At 61.0% G+C, this 17,427-nt stretch carries 13 protein-coding genes; 6 read left to right on the top strand and 7 right to left on the bottom strand.

Annotated elements, in window-relative coordinates; translation table 11 throughout:
- Nucleotides 1-57: 57 nt before the first annotated feature.
- Nucleotides 58-3,735, top strand: a complete 3,678-nt coding sequence (locus AAF739_01910) for a hypothetical protein (GenBank protein ID MEM6381401.1) — start codon at nt 58-60, stop codon at nt 3,733-3,735.
- A 29-nt stretch (nt 3,736-3,764) separates the two neighbouring features.
- A complete protein-coding gene (locus tag AAF739_01915) occupies nt 3,765-4,691 on the top strand; it encodes a sulfotransferase family 2 domain-containing protein (GenBank protein MEM6381402.1) in 927 nt (308 codons plus the stop codon).
- A gap of 148 nt (nt 4,692-4,839) precedes the next feature.
- On the opposite strand, the gene AAF739_01920 is transcribed toward AAF739_01915, so the two are convergent.
- Nucleotides 4,840-5,784 carry a hypothetical protein gene (locus tag AAF739_01920; GenBank protein MEM6381403.1) on the bottom strand — a complete coding sequence of 315 codons (945 nt, stop codon included), beginning with the start codon at nt 5,782-5,784 and terminating at the stop codon, nt 4,840-4,842.
- A 193-nt stretch (nt 5,785-5,977) separates the two neighbouring features.
- Nucleotides 5,978-6,964 (bottom strand): mannonate dehydratase, encoded by a 987-nt coding sequence (locus tag AAF739_01925; GenBank protein MEM6381404.1) that lies wholly within the window; start codon nt 6,962-6,964, stop codon nt 5,978-5,980.
- Nucleotides 6,965-7,273: 309 nt separating this feature from the next.
- Here AAF739_01925 and araD point away from each other — a divergent pair, with 309 nt between their 5' ends.
- Genes araD through AAF739_01945 form a run of 4 tightly spaced genes read left to right on the top strand, consistent with a single transcriptional unit; the run spans nt 7,274 to nt 11,907 of the window.
- Nucleotides 7,274-9,007 carry an L-arabinonate dehydratase gene (gene araD / locus AAF739_01930; GenBank protein ID MEM6381405.1) on the top strand — a complete coding sequence of 578 codons (1,734 nt, stop codon included), beginning with the start codon at nt 7,274-7,276 and terminating at the stop codon, nt 9,005-9,007.
- Entirely contained in the window at nt 9,007-10,212 is a 1,206-nt protein-coding gene (locus tag AAF739_01935) for a mandelate racemase/muconate lactonizing enzyme family protein (protein MEM6381406.1), read from the top strand. Before araD ends, AAF739_01935 begins: the two co-directional genes overlap by 1 nt.
- Before the next feature lie 43 nt (nt 10,213-10,255).
- Nucleotides 10,256-11,173, top strand: coding sequence for a dihydrodipicolinate synthase family protein (locus AAF739_01940; protein MEM6381407.1), 918 nt, complete (start codon nt 10,256-10,258; stop codon nt 11,171-11,173).
- Nucleotides 11,173-11,907 (top strand): ribonuclease activity regulator RraA, encoded by a 735-nt coding sequence (locus AAF739_01945; protein ID MEM6381408.1) that lies wholly within the window; start codon nt 11,173-11,175, stop codon nt 11,905-11,907. Before AAF739_01940 ends, AAF739_01945 begins: the two co-directional genes overlap by 1 nt.
- A 91-nt stretch (nt 11,908-11,998) precedes the next feature.
- Here the strand turns inward: AAF739_01945 and AAF739_01950 are convergent, their stop codons facing one another.
- The 5 genes from AAF739_01950 to AAF739_01970 are packed head-to-tail and all read right to left on the bottom strand — an operon-like array spanning nt 11,999 to nt 17,426.
- Entirely contained in the window at nt 11,999-13,204 is a 1,206-nt protein-coding gene (locus tag AAF739_01950) for a CaiB/BaiF CoA-transferase family protein (protein ID MEM6381409.1), read from the bottom strand.
- Nucleotides 13,205-13,240: 36 nt separating this feature from the next.
- A complete protein-coding gene (locus AAF739_01955; GenBank protein ID MEM6381410.1) occupies nt 13,241-14,401 on the bottom strand; it encodes an extracellular solute-binding protein in 1,161 nt (386 codons plus the stop codon).
- Nucleotides 14,398-15,285: an SMP-30/gluconolactonase/LRE family protein gene (locus AAF739_01960; protein ID MEM6381411.1), complete on the bottom strand. Its 888-nt coding sequence runs from the start codon at nt 15,283-15,285 to the stop codon at nt 14,398-14,400. Before AAF739_01960 ends, AAF739_01955 begins: the two co-directional genes overlap by 4 nt.
- 1 nt (nt 15,286) lies before the next feature.
- On the bottom strand, nt 15,287-16,333 hold the full coding sequence (locus AAF739_01965; GenBank protein ID MEM6381412.1) for an ABC transporter ATP-binding protein: 1,047 nt from the start codon (nt 16,331-16,333) through the stop codon (nt 15,287-15,289).
- On the bottom strand, nt 16,320-17,426 hold the full coding sequence (locus tag AAF739_01970) for a hypothetical protein (GenBank protein MEM6381413.1): 1,107 nt from the start codon (nt 17,424-17,426) through the stop codon (nt 16,320-16,322). Before AAF739_01970 ends, AAF739_01965 begins: the two co-directional genes overlap by 14 nt.
- Between the last annotated feature and the right edge of the window lies 1 nt (nt 17,427).

Below are 17,427 nucleotides of genomic sequence, written 5' to 3' on the forward strand. Positions count from 1 at the left end.
CATCGCCCGCGCCCCCATCGCCCGCGCCCCGCGTCTTGCTGTTGACCTGTCTGCTGTATGTCCAAAGCACTGAATGCTCTCGTTTTCCTAAGGCAGTTGTGGGAGATACGCGCGATCCGCCCGCACTTCGATGAAACGTTTTACTTGCGGCGCTACGGCGATGTTGCCGAAGCTGGGGCCGATCCGGTCATCCATTATGTCCGCTATGGAGCCTCGGAGGGCCGAAACCCGACGCCTCACTTTCACACGCGCTACTACCAGCGGCAGTATGAGGATCGCCTCAGAGGCGGAACCAACCCGTTTTTTCATTACGTCACTGCTGGGAAGAAGGAGGGACTTTTCGCCCTGAGGGCGGATGAGTTCTTCAGTGAAAGCGCCGCCGATGGTGATGCGCGTGCGATAGATCATCAGGCCCGGCCGTCGCTCGCAACCGTTCTGCAGCCACATGTCGCCGCGCAGGCTCAAGACTTTGGAGGATTTGACTTCGAGAGCGTCAAACTCTTCAGGCAATCGGCGTTACCGCCCGACCTCAAGCCAATCGCAGCAGAGGACGTTGAGAGGGAGGTCGACGAGCAATTTGTGGCAAAAGCCCTCGAAGCGCTGCCTGGAAAAGTGCTGTCGCTCGACATCTGGGACACGATTCTGCGCCGGTCCTGTCATCCCGATGAGACCAAGCTCAGAGCCTCGCGTCTGCTGTGGCTCACTGCTCAATCAGGTCAAGCCAAGAGCAAGAGCCTGCATCCCGTTGACGTTTTCCAGCTACGGCGCGCTTGCGAGCACGCTGTCGCAGACGCCGCGCATGAGTATCGCTTTCGCGATGCTGTGCCGATGTGGCTTGATCTTCTCGGTCTCGAAAAGGGAGAGCTTGCTGAAGCCGTCCACCAAAACGAAATCGCCATTGAACGATCGTGCACATCGGTCGATCCCACGATCGCGGCCTTGATCGAGCGGCATGACGGCGAGGTGATTGCGGTCTCTGACTTCTATCTGGGCGCGGACGCGCTGCAGTGTCTGCTCGAATCCAAAGGCGTGACCGGAATCAGGAAAGTGTACGCATCGTGCGACGTCCTCGCCACCAAGCGCCAAGGCGACCTGTTCGATCACGTGCTCAAGGCCGAGGATCGCGCGCCAGACGAATTTGTCCATATTGGCGACCGGCAAGGCGCGGACGTCGATAAACCGCGTGCAAAGGGCCTCAATGCGCTGCATTACGAGGTGCCCCGCGAAGTGGGTCGCGCCGACCGTATGGGGCAATGCCTCGACGCTCATCTTCGCGGCGATTTCAGTCTGCACGCGAACCACCTTCTCGGACTGATCGGGGGCACTGATCGCGATACCAACGATGGTTTGCCGGCGACAGCTTTGGCGATCCCCATCGTCGGTTTCGTCCTGCAGGTCATCGAGGATGCTGTGCGCAACGGGGTCGCCGAGATCTTTTTCTTCACGCGCGAAGGCGTGTTCTTCCGCCGTATCTACGAAGCGATGTGCCGCGCCGATGTTTATGACCGCGGCCACTATCCCACCGGCAAACTGCTTGAGGTCAGCCGGCGGGCGACCTTCGCGGCATCCCTCAACGGTCTTTCAACCGACGAGCTGATGCGCCTGTGGAGCCAGTATTCGACGCAGTCCTTGCGGGCGCTTGCGGTATCGCTGAACCTCGATGCCGACGCATGGGCGGCGCCGGCGTCCGCCCATGGTCTCGATCTCGACACCCCTATCCAATATCCGTGGCGCGATGATCGCGTTCAAGCATTCCTCAAGGATCAGACCGTCAAAAACCCGGCGGTAGCGTCGATCGCTCGCCAGCGAAGCGACCTGCTGGCCTATCTCGAAAACGCCGGCTTCCGCCCGTCGGATGAAGTGGATCGCCTTGTCGTCGATATCGGTTGGAGGGGTACGATCCACGATAACATCGCGAGCCTGTGCACCGGCCGCGTTCATGGCTGCTACCTGGCGCTTGAACACTTCCTCAACCCGCAGCCCGCCAACACCTCCAAGACTGGCTATCTATCGGACCGCAACGGCCCGGACGATGACTATTCGATCCCCGAGCACGCGGCGATCGAATTCATCTTGAACGCCGAGGGCGGCTCTGTTGTTGGCTATGAAAACGCTCAGGCTATCCGCGAGACCTTTGCGTCGGAAGAGCGTGTCATCGGGGACAATGTCCTGCCACTTCAAACGCAGATCGAAGCCGCCGCAGACCTCATCATTGCCTATGTCAAAGACCATGGCCTGATCGCCAGCGATCTCCGCCAGCTCTCACGTTCGATCATCGACCAGTACATCGGCGAACCTTCACACGACGTGGCGAACGCTTTCATCGCGCTTGAGCACAACGAGACCTTTGGCACAGGCGAGACCGATGCCATGGATGCGTCACACACCGAGCTTGCCGCGCTGGACGACAAGGCGGGCGCTGACTTTCATGCCAGTATGGGCGATGTCATGAACGGTCTGCGCTGGATTGGCGCGCACAAGCAGGCCGGGCCCGTGCATGACTTTCTCAAGAACCGGTCCACCCAGCAGCGTATCGAAACGCCTCTGCGGATCGCGGCCCCTGCCCTGCTGCCGAGGGCACGGATCGGCACCGACCAGATTTGCGTGTTTGCGCCCCCGCCGCTTGAGGGCTCAGGTGGGCACCGGACGATTTACAACCTTTGCAGGCGATTGTCGTCCGCTGGCTTTGATGTGCACCTGATGAACGACGGGCCAGGCGAGGAAGCGGCAAACGACTGGCAGGTTCAGGTCATCGCGGGTGCTGGACTGAAGCTGCATAATTCGTGGGAAACAACGGTTGTGCCCGCGGCGGCCATCGCCACCATCGACTACAGCGCGTTCTATGTCGATCAAACGCACGCGCAATCGAAGGGGTTTTATTTCATCCAGGACTATGAGGCGATGTTCAATCCGGTCAGCGATGGATATTTGCGCGGGCAGCGTTCCTATGCGCTCGGTTTGCATTCCATCACAATCGGGCGCTGGCTGACCCATGTGCTTCGCACGCAGTACGGCGCAATTGCCGCCTCAGCGGGCTTGGGCGTTGATCACACGATCTACAAACCCCTGGATGCGTCGGAACACAGTGCGCCAGGCTACAGACCGAAAACCGTTGGCTTTCTTTATCAGCCCGAGAAATTTCGCCGTGCACCGCAGCTTTGCATCGACGCGCTCGCCGAGGTTAAACGGCGTCTTCCCGAGGTGGAGATCATCACCTACGGCTCGCCCGCCCAGCCAAAACTGCCCTTTGAGGCCGCGCACCGCGGCTTGATCAACGATCTGCAGGACGTCAATCGCCTGTACAACGAATGCCGCGTTGGACTGTGCATCAGCGCGACCAACCCCTCACGCATTCCCTTCGAAATGATGGCGGCTGGCTGCGTGCCGGTGGATATCTACAGCTACAACAATCTGTTCGATTATGGCGCCGGGACGGGTTTCCTCGCCTATCAGTCGCCTCAGTCACTTGCTGATGCCATGTGCCAACTGCTTGAAAACGATACGCTTTGGGCCGAGCGCTCGGCGGAAGGCAGGCGATACGTGGCACCGCGCTCCATGCAATGGGAAGCAGACGTGGCCGTCAATGTGGTGCGTGAGGTTTTGGAGCGGGGGGCTTTGTCGGATTTGCCCTACCCGGAGCCATTGTATACAGACCCGGCGGTTGTCTCCGAGTTCTGCGAAGGCAACGCTGTTGAGGCTTATGTCGCGTGGCAATTGGCTCAAGCACAACGATAAGAAGGCGCCGAACAGGGCAAAGCTCGTCGATGCAAGCACGACCAAATCCCGACAGTGGAGTTGAACCAGTCGATTTGAAAGCAAATCAGTCCGGTCTGCCGAACGTCACACTCGTTGGCCTCCATATTCCCAAGTGCGCGGGAACCAGCCTGCTGGAGATGGCGCAAAGCCAGCTTCAGGACCATCAGATTTATCAGTCGACAAATCTGATCAGGAACTGGAACCGGTCCAAACCGAGCTTCCTTGATATCCGCGACCCATCGGCTCTGCGGATGGTCTGGGGGCACTCGGTCCACGAAGAAATGCTGAAATACGTCACGCGCCCTTTCCTGTTCACCGGGCTGCGCCATCCAAGAGAGCGTCTGGTGAGCGAATACAGGTGGCAGGCCCGCCTGCGAACCGCTCAGGGCCGGGAAGTCCCACCGATCTCCGAATGGAAAAAAGGGCGGTCTGCGCAGATCTGCAATTTCATCGTGGAGCGGTTCCCATCGCTGGGATCGGGCAATGATCTGTTTGAACGCGCGCAATCCACCCTCAACAAGTTTCAGTTCGTGTACTTCACGGAGAATTTCGAGCGATCTTCAAAGAGCATCCTGAAACTCATCGGCTGCTCGTCGCCTGCGCGACGCAGCCATGTGGGTGTCGGCGACGTCCCTGCCGAACAGTTCGACGATGTGGACATCGAGATGGACCTGGCGTTGTACGAGTGGGCCAAGAAAAGATTCGCCAAGACGCCCATCAACCGTAAATTTGAGTATCTACCGCGCCTGAGGCAGTTTGTGCGTCAACGCAAAGATGAGGACGCGCTCAATAGGTTCCTGCTGCGCGCGGAAGCAGTCGAACTGGTTGATTTCAACCGAGCGGAGGACGCGGTGAAATCGTTAAAATCGGCGATTGCCCGCAAACAGGCTGTCATTGACTACATTGAAGACGAGGTCCGCAGGCGCGGCAAATAGAACGAAAGCTGTCGCGACGATCGTCCAGAAGGTGGTGTCAGCGCCTCAGCCTGGGTACCAGATGGCTTCATGACGATTACCGGTGCGACCATGACCGTCGACTATAAGCGCGTGACCGGCTCGTAGCGGGAGGCGAACAACGGACCCGTTATGACAGTTGGTCAAGTTCTCCAGGCCGAACATGAAAGCGCGCGGCGATCTGCTTAAACATTTGCCGGTAGCTCTCGTTCAGCTGCGCACGCGTCGTCCCATCAAGGAAGTCAAACTCATCTCCCACCGGTTTTGTCGGCGATTGGGATAGGATGATGCGCCGCATACGCTGTTTGGTGTCCATGCTCATATCGCTGGCGTTCACCTCGCGCAGCAGCCTGATCGCATCACCCGACGGCGAAGGATTGGCCTTGCTTTTCGTCCACACGATCGCAAGAGGAGGCCGCGGGAGACCCGCCACCCGAAGCAGGTCGGCGGCAATATTCGGCTCGTCGTGCAGCCGGTCGTAGTTGCGCACGATGACCCGGTCAGGCGACGTGATCTGGCCCCAACCTTCAAGGACCTTGAGAAAATGGGACGGCTCCTGGGGATGCGACGCGTTGCGTTCATGCCAACGGTCGAATTCCACGCCAGTGCCCGACTTGAGGGCCTGCACATAGGATGACTGGAACCACTGGTCCGGTCGTCGAACAACGGCATAGACAATGATCTCATCGACGCTGGTGGGCTTCCATCTTGGATAAAGGTCTGGCTCGAAGACCCCCCAAAGGTACTCGCTGCTGAGGATCACCGTGTGATGGCGGTTCATGGTCTGAGGCGAGAAAATTGTGTCCCACAAGTGCCCGAATTGCGCGATGCGCTGCTCGCGGTCTGCGGAAAGCTCACCTGGGTGCATGGCGTGCGATTGCGGATGGACGGCCGCCGCCAGAATGTGATGGGCGTCCGAGGCAACGCCAACATCAGGGTAGAGAATGCCGCGTCGCGCAAGGCGGTTTCGGTTCTCGTAGAGCACCCGCTGCATCGCCGACGAGCCGGTCTTCGTCGCACCAATGTGCAGGATCAGCCGCTTAGGATGATCGGATGTCTTGGAACCAAACAACATGAGCGCGCGGTCGTTCTTTGTCCCCACTGCGGCCCACCGAAGATGGAACGCAATGCGGGTCGGGCGGGGGGTGACCGCTCCGCTCTAGCAGCTGTTCGGCTGCCGGTGCAGTGGCGATAGCGCGCCATGGTTAGGCGCCGCATGTGGTCAAGGTTGGGCGGCCGGTATGGGGAGTCAGCCAGCAAAAGCGTTCCTAAGTCAGATGCCCTTCCGCTTTCAGCGCTTCGAGCTGCGCGGCGATGTAGCCATAGACGAAGGCAAATGCCGCATTTTGCGGGTCTTTGCCCGAGATCGTGGGCACATGATCGGGCATCAGCATGTATTCGTAGCCGACCTCTGCATAGACCTTGACCGATTTCCACATGTCCATGTCGCCCTCGTCGGGGAACACCTCCATGAACGACAGCTTGTGGCCGCGAATGTTGCGAAAATGGACGTTGAACAGCTTCTTGCGCTCGCCGAACCATCGGATGACATCGAAAATCTCCGTTCCGGGATCGTCGAGCATCTCACCCACCGTGCCCTGGCAGAAATTCAGTCCGTGATAGGGGCTCTCGTGCATCTGGACGAAGCGTTTGAGCCCATCCACGGTGCCAAGAACGCGGGTCACGCCCTTGTAGCCCGGCGGTGTGTAGGGGTCATGGGGATGGCAGGCGAGCCGAACTTTGTTGGCTTCGGCGACCGGCACGACGCGCGCGAGGAAGTAGTCGATCCGCTCCCAGTTTTCATCTTCTGACAGGACGCCCGCCGCGCCCGGCGGCGCATCCTGATCGGTCTGGTCCCATCGGAACGAGGCGTTCTTTGAGCCGCCCCTGCCCGGCTCATCGGGGGTGCGCGGAATGCCGATAATATTCATGTTGTATTTCGCAGCGGGGATGCCCGCCTTGGCTAGCCGCTCGATCAACGCGCAAATCGAATCGATCTGGCGATCACGGTCGGGCCCGGCGAGGAGAATATCGGGACTTTTGCTCTGCTCGATCGGTCGCGACGAGAGCGGAAGCTGGACCATATCGTGCGACAGGCCAAAGCCGGCGAGCTTGTCGCGAAAGCGCTGCAGATCATCGAGCGACCAATCGTGCGGGCTCCCCGGCGGGTCCGCGCAAATGTGTTTGAGGCCGAGTTGCGCCATGACCCGATAATCATCATCGTCGCGCGCGGCGACCTGCGTTCCAAGATGCATGCGCTGTGCCTCACCAAGCTTGTTGTCGCGACAAGACGCCAACTATTCCGGCTTTGTCGCGCCGTATTCCGGACGAGTTGTTACAATTTGTCAACGCGGCGAACGTCTTCGATGGCTTGAGATGATAACGCACCGCCTGCGCGGGGAATACGGCACGCGGTTTTCTCACACCTGTGCTGCTCTAGGCGCTTGCCCCAACAAGGTTTTTTGATAAACAGGTGTCTCAGGGATGAAAACGAAGACGGCCGTTTCACAAGGCTGCGAAAGCGCTCAAGATTTGTTAGCTACCGGTAAAACAAGGTGCTTAGCGTGAGCCGCAAGCGTTACGCCGATCTGCGCAGCGCGCGCTTCATGGCACCCGACGATCTGCGCTCGTTCGGCCACAGAAGTCGCCTCAAGCAGATGGGCCTGTCCTCCGAAGACTGGGAGGGCAAACCGGTGATCGCGATCATCAACACATGGTCCGAGGCCCAGCCCTGCCATATGCATTTTCGCGAGCGGGCTGAGCAGGTTAAGAAGGGAATCTTCCAGGCCGGCGGGATGCCGATGGAGATGCCGGCGCACGCGTTGTCCGAGACCTTCCTCAAGCCGACCTCAATGCTCTACCGCAACATGGCGGCGATGGAGGTGGAGGAACTGCTGCGCTCCCACCCGGTCGATGGCGCGGTCCTGATGGGTGGCTGTGACAAGTCTACCCCTGCCCTCGTCATGGGCGCGGTCAGTATGGGCCTGCCGTTCATCTATCTGCCTGCCGGGCCGATGCTGCGCGGCAATTACGCGGGCAAGACGCTGGGTTCGGGCACAGACGCCTGGAAGTATTGGGATGATCGGCGATCTGGGGCGATCGACAAGGCGGAGTGGGACGCCGTTGAGGGCGGGATTGCGCGCTCATACGGGCATTGCATGACCATGGGAACGGCGTCGACCATGACGGCCATCGCCGAAGGCCTTGGGCTCTGCCTGCCCGGTGCATCGTCCATTCCAGCCGCCGACGCGAACCACCAGCGCATGGCCGCCGCCTGCGGGCGGCGCGCGGTTGAGATGGTCTGGGAGGACCTCACCCCGGACGCCATCCTGACGCCCGCCGCCATCCGCAACGCGACGGTTGTCGCGATGGCAACAGGTTGTTCGACCAACGCGATCATCCACCTGATCGCGATGGCGGGCCGCGTGGGCGTGCCGTGGACGCTCGACGATCTCGACGCCGTCAGCCGCGAGGTTCCCGTGATTTGCAATGTGCGACCGTCGGGCAAAGACTATCTGATGGAGGACTTTTTCTACGCTGGCGGCCTTCTGGCGCTCATGAAAGAGCTGGGCGATGCTCTCGACGGGTCTGCGATGACCGTGACAGGCCGACCCATAGGCGAAGCGATCGGGCGCGCGAAAAACCACAATCCAAAGGTCATTCGGCCCGTATCGGACCCGGTTTACGCAGAGGGCTCTTTAGCGGTTCTGAAGGGTAATCTCGCCCCCGACGGCGCAGTGATCAAACCCGCGGCTTGCGACCCGAAGTTTTACAAGCATGCAGGACCTGCGATCATCGCCGACAGCTATGATGAGCTAAAGCGCATCGTTTCCGACCCGGACTATCCGATGACGCCCGACCATGTTCTTGTATTGCGCAATGCGGGGCCACAGGGGGGGCCGGGTATGCCCGAATGGGGCATGTTGCCGATCCCGCAGGCGCTATTGAACCAGGGCCATCGCGATATGCTTCGCCTGTCGGATGCGCGCATGTCCGGCACATCCTATGGCGCCTGCGTGCTGCACGTTGCGCCGGAGGCCTACATCGGCGGACCGCTCGCGCTGATTGAAGATGGCGACATCATCGAATTGGATATTCCGAACCGAAGCCTCTCGGTCCGTTTGTCAGACAAAGAGTTGTCCCGACGACGCTCATCTTGGATTCAACCCGTACCGCGTTATGAGCGCGGCTATGGATGGATGTTCAGCCAACACATTCAGCAGGCGAATGAAGGCTGCGACTTTGATTTTCTGCGCACCGATTTTGGCGCGCCCGTGCCTGAGCCGGAGATCAATTGATGGCCATCGATCTCGCCCATCGCCAGATCGCTGCGCGACCGCCGCTTGCGGGTGCGCCCAAAGGCTTGGCGACGCAGGATGCGCTTTCTGGCCTGAAAATCAGCCATATCGAGATCCCGCTCGAGATGGCTCTATCGGACGCCAAGGTGCTGACCGGGCGGCAGTCGCCCCTGACCCATGTCGACATTCTGACCGTGGAAGCGGTCAGCGAAGCGGGCGCAAGCGGCATGGGCTTTGGCTATACGCTGCGCGCGGGCGGCGCTGGCATGTTCGCGCTCGCCTGCGAGATCGCACCGCGCATCATGGGACAGGACCCGAACGATATCGGCAGGTTATGGGAGTTGTTGCGCTGGCAGACAAACAGCCTTGGGCGCGGAGGCATGTCGTACCAGACCATCGCGGCTTTCGACACTGCGCTATGGGACATGAAGGCGAAGCGCGCCGGGCTGCCGCTTGCGAAACTGCTCGGTGCGCACCGCGATAGCCTGCGAATCTACAATTCTGAGGGGCAGTACCTTCAGGCTGGCATCGATGAGATCAAGGCGGCGGCAGACCGCTCACTGGCCATCGGCATCGGCGGCATCAAGATGAAGGTTGGACAACCGGACGGGCAAGAGGATTTGCGCCGCATAGACGCGCTGCGTTCTCACCTTCCAGATAACGTCGCCCTGATGATCGATGCCAACCAGCAATGGGACCGGGCGTACGCGCAGCAGTTCGGGCGCATCGTTGATGATCTGGGCCTCGCCTTTATCGAGGAGCCGCTTGATGCCCTCGATTTTGAGGGACATGCGGCGCTTGCGCGCGATCTCGCGACCCCCATCGCCACCGGCGAGATGCTGACCTCACCGACCGAAGCGATCGGCCTGGTGCGGGCTGGTGGATGTGACGTCAGTCAGGTGGATGCGTTGAGGATCGGCGGCGTAACCCCGTTCCTGCAGGCGATGACGATGGCGGAGGTGCACAAGGTTTCAATAGCGCCGCACTGGGTGATGGAGCTGCATGTGCATCTCGCTGCGGCCTTCCATGAGGAACCGTGGATCGAGCACTTTTTGTGGCTGGAACCGCTGTTTGAGGAACGGCTGGAGATCGCCGATGGCCGTGTAGCGGTCCCCGCGCGGCCCGGCCTTGGTTTGACGTTGTCGGCGCAGGCTCGCGACTGGACAAAGACCGTATGGGCGACCGGGGAGCCGGTTGACGCATGATGGAAGGTGGCAGGGTCTTTTCGTGGTGAACCGGGGGACAGGGATGCAGGATCTAAAGACGGCACTGGGCGGCGTGTCGGGCATTCTGGCGACGCCATTCGATGCCGCGGGCAAGCTGGCGCCGGAACGCCAAGCGCCGATTGTCGAGCGGGCGCTCGCGGCTGGCGTGCACGTACTGACGGCCAATGGCAACACGGGCGAATTCTATTCGTTGACCACCGATGAGGCGCTGGCGATGGTCCAGTCGGCGGCCCAGCATATCGCGGGCCGGTGTCCGCTGGTCGCGGGCGTCGGCCGCGCGCTGCCGGATGCTTGCCGACTGGCGGAGGCGTCGGAGAAGGCAGGCGCGTCTGCGCTCATGGTCCATCAGCCGCCCGACCCCTTCGTCGCGCCGCGCGGCATTCGCGCCTATGTCGAAGAAGTCTCACGCGCAGCGCCAAGCCTGCCCCTGGTCCTTTACCTTCGCAATGATGGTATCGGAATTTCGGCCATCGCCGATCTGTGCAGCGCGCCGAAGGTGGTCGCCGTCAAGTGGGCAACGCCGAACCCGATGCACTTGAAAAAGGCTATCGACGTCTCGCCGGGCCACATTATCTGGGTCGGCGGTCTCGCCGAAGTCTGGGCACCGCCACTTTACGCGGTCGGCGCACGCGGCTTCACCTCCGGGCTGATCAATGTCTGGCCCGAACGGTCGGTGGCGATCTGGAACGCGCTTGAAGCGGACCGGCTCACGGAAGCGCGCGCGCTCATAGCCGAAATGCAGGTGTTCGAAGATATCCGCGCCGAGGAACAGGGCGGCGCGAATGTCGCCGGGGTCAAGGCTGCGCTAGCGCTCATGGGCGAGGATTGCGGGGGCGTACGCCCTCCGGGAGCCTGGCCGCTAACCCCCAACCAGTTGGACCGGTTGGAGGCGTTTCTCCAATCCAACGGCTTGTTGCCCGCCGAACGAAAGGCAAGTTGATGATAGATCATGCGACCGTAACCGTCTCGACCGAGGCTATTGAAAAACTCCGCCACGTCTCGGTCGCAACGCTCGCGACGATCCTGTTCAAGCGCGGCCTGCGAAACCAGACGATCCAGGACGTCCGGCCCGTTCGTTACATCGGCCGCAACATGGTTGGACCGGCTTTCACGCTCCGGTATATGCCAGCCCGCGAGGACCGCAATACCGTCGCTGAATTCCGCAATCCGAAACATCCGCAACGCTTCGCGATTGAGACATGTCCTACCGGTCATGTGCTGGTGATGGACAGCCGCAAAGACGCACGCGCGGCGTCTGCCGGGGACATTCTTGTCAATCGCCTCGCCGCGCGCGGGGTCGAGGGTATCGTGACCGATGGCGGGTTTCGAGATGCGTTGACGATTGGTCAGATCGATATGCCCGCTTACCACCAGAGGCCATCGTCGCCGACCAACCTGACCCTCAATGAGGCGATCGATATGAATGTGCCCATCGGCTGTGGCGATGCGCCGGTCTTCCCGGGCGACATCCTGGTGGGCGACGCGGACAGCGTTATCGTATTGCCTGCGCACCTCGCCGAAGAGATCGCCGAGGAAGCCGCCGAGATGACGGTCTATGAGGATTTCGTGCTCGAAAAGGTGAAGGCCGGCGAAACCATTATCGGTTTGTATCCAGCGACCGATGATCGGCACGAGGCGGATTTCGCCGCCTGGCGTAAAGCCAACAATCGCTGAGGGGTCAGCTCCCTACCGTGCGCGCCAGTAAGTTTCGCTGCGATGCAAGTGCTATCGGCGCGTAAGGTGGCCCGCCCGCATTTCTGCTTTCTCACGCGGTCTGTTCGCCGGCGGCACCGCTTGCGATCAGCGCTTCGATCGCATCGTTTTGATAGCCCAACTCCGCAAGAATCTCCCGGGTGTGCTGACCGACAAGCGGCGCTGGTTTTTCAATCGAGGCAGGTGTCTCGCTGAAGCTCACTGACGGCCCGACCACCTTCACATTTCCGGCGGTCGGGTGATCATAGGTCTGGATCAGTCCGAGATGCTGCACCTGCGGATCGGCGGCGGCTTCAAGATGGCTCTTGACCTCGCCGCACCAGATATCGGCGGCCAGCATCGCGTCCATCAATTCGTCGGTGGTCCACTTGCCGGTTTCCGCCGCGATCTTGCGCCAGACCTCATCGCGCTTGGCGAACAGCGTTTCAGCATCATCGTAGGCGAGCAAATCATCGTTGCCGAGAACGCGCACCAGCGTCTTGAACGGGCTCATCGCGATCGTCACCCAACCATCTGAGGTCGGGTAGGTTCCGAACGGCGCGTCCATACCCGGGTGGCCAATGCCGGAATGGGGGCGCTCGAAATCCTCGTCGAAGTTCATCGCCATAACCATTTCCTGGTTCTGGTGGGCGAGCATCCCGGCGAGGAGGTTAATCTTCACCTCCTGACCTTTCCCCGTGCGCTCGCGGTACAAAAGCGCCGACAGGATACCGTAGACCATGTTCATCGCACCGACCTGATCTGAGAAGCCCGCGCCAACGGGCGTCGGCGGCTGATCGGCCTGGCCGGTGGCGGCCATGATGCCTGTCAGGCCCTGTACCAGCATGTCCTGGCCGGGCCGGGAAACATAGGGGCCATCCTCGCCATAGCCCGATCCCGAGCAGTAGACGATGCCGGGGTTTACGGCCTTGAAATCCTCATAGCCATAGCCGAGTCGCGCCATAACGCCGGGGCGGAAATTCTGCACGACCACATCCGCCGTCTCCGCCAGTTTCATGATCGCATCACGCGCCTCGGGCGCCTTGAGGTTGAGTGCAAGCGAGCGTTTGTTGCGGTTCCAGGCGAGAAAATTCGGGCTCTCGCTGCCGCCCACCCACTTGTTGCGAAAGGTCAGCGACCGGAACAGATCGCCAGCGCCGGGGCGCTCGATCTTGATGACGTTCGCGCCGGCATCGGCAAGCAGCTGTGTGGCAAACGGCCCCTGCAAAAGATGGGAGAAATCGAGGATGGTGATGTGGGACAGGGCTTTGTCGGTCATTGGCTCAAACATCGAGTTGGCAGATTGCAAAAGACTTCAGGCGGCGCGGGCGGGATGGAGCGGGCCAACGGCATGGCTGCGGGCGTCGCGCCACAACCCGCGAAGCGTATCCAGCGTGCGCTCGGGGTCTTCCCGCGCCCTCAGCGCCTGCCTGATCCGCTCGGCAGCTATGGTTTGGAAAGCAATGTATCCATCGAAACGCGGGCGCACACAGGCGCGCTCCGCCGTCGTCAGGCAGTTCGCATAAAATCGGTTCCATCGGCTGTTGAGACCTTCATCCTCCCATGCGACACGTGCGGAGGGTTGGCCGCCATGCCGCGGGATCATGGTCGTGTGAACGTCCGCCTTCATGAGCCAGGCAAGATGGTCCAGCAGGTCCTTGTTCGGTGTGCATCGTGCAGAGATCGCAAGTCCCGTTCCGCCGAGCACACCCCCCGTATCAGCCTCTCCAACCCCGATCGAGTTTGAGAACGCAATCGCGTTGGACAAATGGGCATCCGCGTAGTTGACGTAGCCAAAGATCAGCCCAACGCAATCGATCGAACCGTCGGCCATGGCTTCGCACATCGCGATTGGGTTGAGTGCTTCTGAGCCAGCTGGTCGAAGGGCGTAGAGCTGCTGCATGGTCTCAAGGGCGAGCAGCGCCGGCGCGTCGGCAAACAGCCCTTCGCCTCCCGGCACTGCGCCGAACGCGGCGACCATCGACAGCAGGGTGAGAAAAGCGTGCGGGCCTGCAAGCGATTGAGCAACCGCGTATTGCTGAGCGGCCGCCACCAAGTCGTCCCACGATGCCGGCGGCTCGGCCAATCGATCGGGACGACGGGCCATGACCTGGGTCGCAACATCAAGCGGCAGCGCCCATTGCGTCGGCGTACCAGATGCGTCGGGCCAGTTGTAGGACGCAAACGACGGGCCGACGCTCTGCTTTTCCCAGAGCGCCAACTGATCGTGGCTGAAGCATGTATCGAGAGCCATAAGGCAGCGCTTGGCGACCGCTTTACCAACGTGCGGATGGTCGATGATCAGCAGATCGTAATGCTGGGCCAGGGCATCAATTGGCGCGCTTTCGAAGCCCTCAAGCGGTTGGGTATGCCATTCGATGAGTGGCTCCTTGTGCCCCTTATTGACCCGTCCGGCCGCGGCGACCAGAGGGTCGCGGCCGCGCGGGTGGTCCCAAGTCAGCCCTCGATACGTCATACCGACGCCTTCCAAAGCGGATCAGCGCCTGTGTCCATCGCGATTCTGGTCAGGTGCCAACGGCCGAGGTTGGCCGTGTAAAGCGTGTCGCCGTCGAAAGCGATGTTGGTGGGATGGCACAAAGTGTGGGCGGTGACGTCCTCGATAAGGATATCGACGCGTCCGCCGTCCGCCGATGCGCGCAAAATGCGGGACGGCTCATAGCAGGAGATCAAAAGGCGGCCATCACGATCAAAGGCAAGCCCATCAGGCAAGCCAGGCAGGTCACCGGCAAAGATCTCGGGAAGGCCCGCCGACCCATCGCCATGGATCGGTATGCGCGTTACACAGGGCGCGAAGGTTTCACAAACATAGAGCGCATCCTCCCCAGGTCGTATCGCGAGCCCGTTGGCAAAGTTCATGGGGCCGCCGTACCAGAGTTCGCCTGCACCGCTTTGCAGATCGTAAGCCCAAACACCCGGCCCTGGCACGCCGGATTCATGGCTGTCGGAAACGAAGAGCCTTCCGCGCTGGCGATCAACAACCGGGTAGTTTGGAATCTTGATACCCTGCTCGGTGAAGCGCCTTGTCTCACCTGTATTGAGATCGTAGCGGAAGACAGCAGCGTGTTTGACATCGCAGACGAACAGCGCTCGGTCGCCGTCGAACGCCAAACCCAGCGCAAAGCCGCCGGTAGACGTGACCCGCTCATAGTCTGTGCCATCAGGCTGGACACGAATGATGTCGCCATCCTGATTGCCTGCCCAGATCGCACCGTCCGGACCCACGGCCACACCCTCTGGATGGCTCAGTTTTGGCTCTGCGAATGTCCCATCAAACAGGATCGTCGCCCGCTCGGTTGGCAAGATCGGAGTCTGCCCGCGATGGAAATGGAAGCCCGCCATGTTAGGCGCGCCGCTCGCCGGTCTGCGCGTCAAACAGGTGCAGCTTTTCGGGCTGGAACAGCAAGCCGACCTCGCTGTCCATGGCGCGGCCCTCTTCGGGGCCGACTTTGGCCGCCAAAAGGGTATCGCCGACCTTGATGTTCAGCAGCACGCAGTCGCCGAGCAGTTCGCTCGAATAGATCACCCCAGTCAGGTCGCCCTGAGACGCCTCAACGACCGAGACGTCCTCGGGCCGTACGCCCAGCACGGTGGGGCCGCTTTCAGCTTCGAGCGCGAGCGAGCCTGCAACATGATTGAACCGGCCTTCCGCAACGGTGCCGCTGAGCAGGTTCATGGGCGGGGAGCCGATAAAACCCGCAACGAAGGTGTTGGCCGGGCGCGCATAGATTTCTGCTGGGGTTCCGATCTGCTGGATCTTGGCGTCGTTGAGGATGACGATCCGATCCGCGAGCGTCATCGCCTCGACCTGATCGTGGGTCACATAAATGGTCGTGGTGCCCAGCTCGCGCTGAAGGTGCTTGAGTTCGGCGCGCATGACCGTCCGAAGCTTGGCGTCGAGGTTTGACAGCGGCTCATCCATCAGGAAGAGCTTCGGAGTACGGACGATTGCGCGCGCTAGGGCAACTCGTTGTCTTTGGCCGCCAGACAGTTCGGCCGGTCGCCTGGCAAGCAGCGTATCCATCTCCACCTTGGAGGCCGCCTCCTTCACCCGTTCCAGCCGTTCGGCCTGGCCGACCCGCGCGATCTTCAACGGATAGCCGATATTTTCGCCCACCGTCATATGCGGGTAAAGCGCGTAGTTCTGGAAGACCATCGCCAGGTCCCGACGCCGCGCTGGGACTTCATTGACCCGCTTTCCGCCGATGAGAATCTCGCCTTGGGTTGGCTCTTCGAGGCCCGCCACAAGCCTCATCGTGGTCGACTTTCCACACCCAGAAGGGCCCAGAAGGACCAGAAACTCGCCGTCATCGATCGACAGATCGAGGCTTTCGAGCGCGGTGAAGCCGCCGAAGCGCTTGCCAAGGCCCTTCAGCTCAACGGTTGCCATGGTTGGCCTCATTGCCCGGCGCGGCTCTGCCGAACAGGTGATAATCATGGAATGGCACGCGAACCGTGTCGCCGTGATCGCCCTCGATGGCGATGGCGTGCTTTTCCATCACGATGGATTGGACACTGTTCCAACCTTGCGCGTTCGGGATTGCGCCGATGACGTGGCGGATTGTCGTCCGCCTGTTCTCTGCGAGTTTGAAGGTCGTCGGCACACCAAGCGCCTTGATCGGATTGTCGCCGATTGCCGCCTTATGGCCTGAAGCAGCCGCTGATCGACCGTCCTCGATCCCCAAGACGCCCCGATTGCGCCCGTTCCACGGGAAGTCTGTCCGTGCGCCGTTGGAGTGCCAAAGCATCGTGATGGGAAGATCGTGCAAATCCTTCAGCACGAAGACGATGTCATCTTCACGCTCACGGATAACCGCCGTCCAGCCCAACCCTTCGGATGCCTCATCGACAAGGGTGATGAAGTCTTCGCCACTCCCCGGGATGGGCAGTTTGTGAAGGTTTATTGCTTCGCCATCGCTGCCCGGAATTGCGGTCAGATCAGAGGTGCTCTCACCCAGCGTAAAGGCGTGGCGGCCCGGCACAATCGCAAAATCATTGGTCATCGCCACGCGCTTGGCCGAACAGGTCAGCCTTGCCCCCCCGGATACATCGATCATGGGGTGATGGGCGAAGGTTAGTTCGCCCTCCCCGCCATCAATCGTGTGGACCTGAACCAGCAGGGGTGCATTGGCCTTAAGGCTGAGCTTCTTGGTGATGCGCGCGCCCATGACGGGGCGCTTCAACGTGGCTTCCAGCCAACCATGGTGGCGCGTGTGGACATCCCATGCGCTATTGGCCGTCCATCCGTGCTGAGGTGCGTCCTCCACATCGCTCTTGCCGAAAGGCATACAAACAAAGTCACCCGCCAATTTACGGTCTACCGGCGGCACTGCTTCATCCGCGAGCGCATCGGCGTCATCTGTCCACGCAGCGCGGTGCAAGGGCGTGAGCGTCTTCCCCTGCCAGCGGAAATTGAGGCGCGGGATGTTGCCCACGGACGGATCGAAGCTCAGCGCACCGATCTCTGTTGCAATCTCTTCCATG

This window comes from Pseudomonadota bacterium, from assembly GCA_039024915.1.
Taxonomy (GTDB): Bacteria; Pseudomonadota; Alphaproteobacteria; order Rhizobiales; family MH13; genus MH13.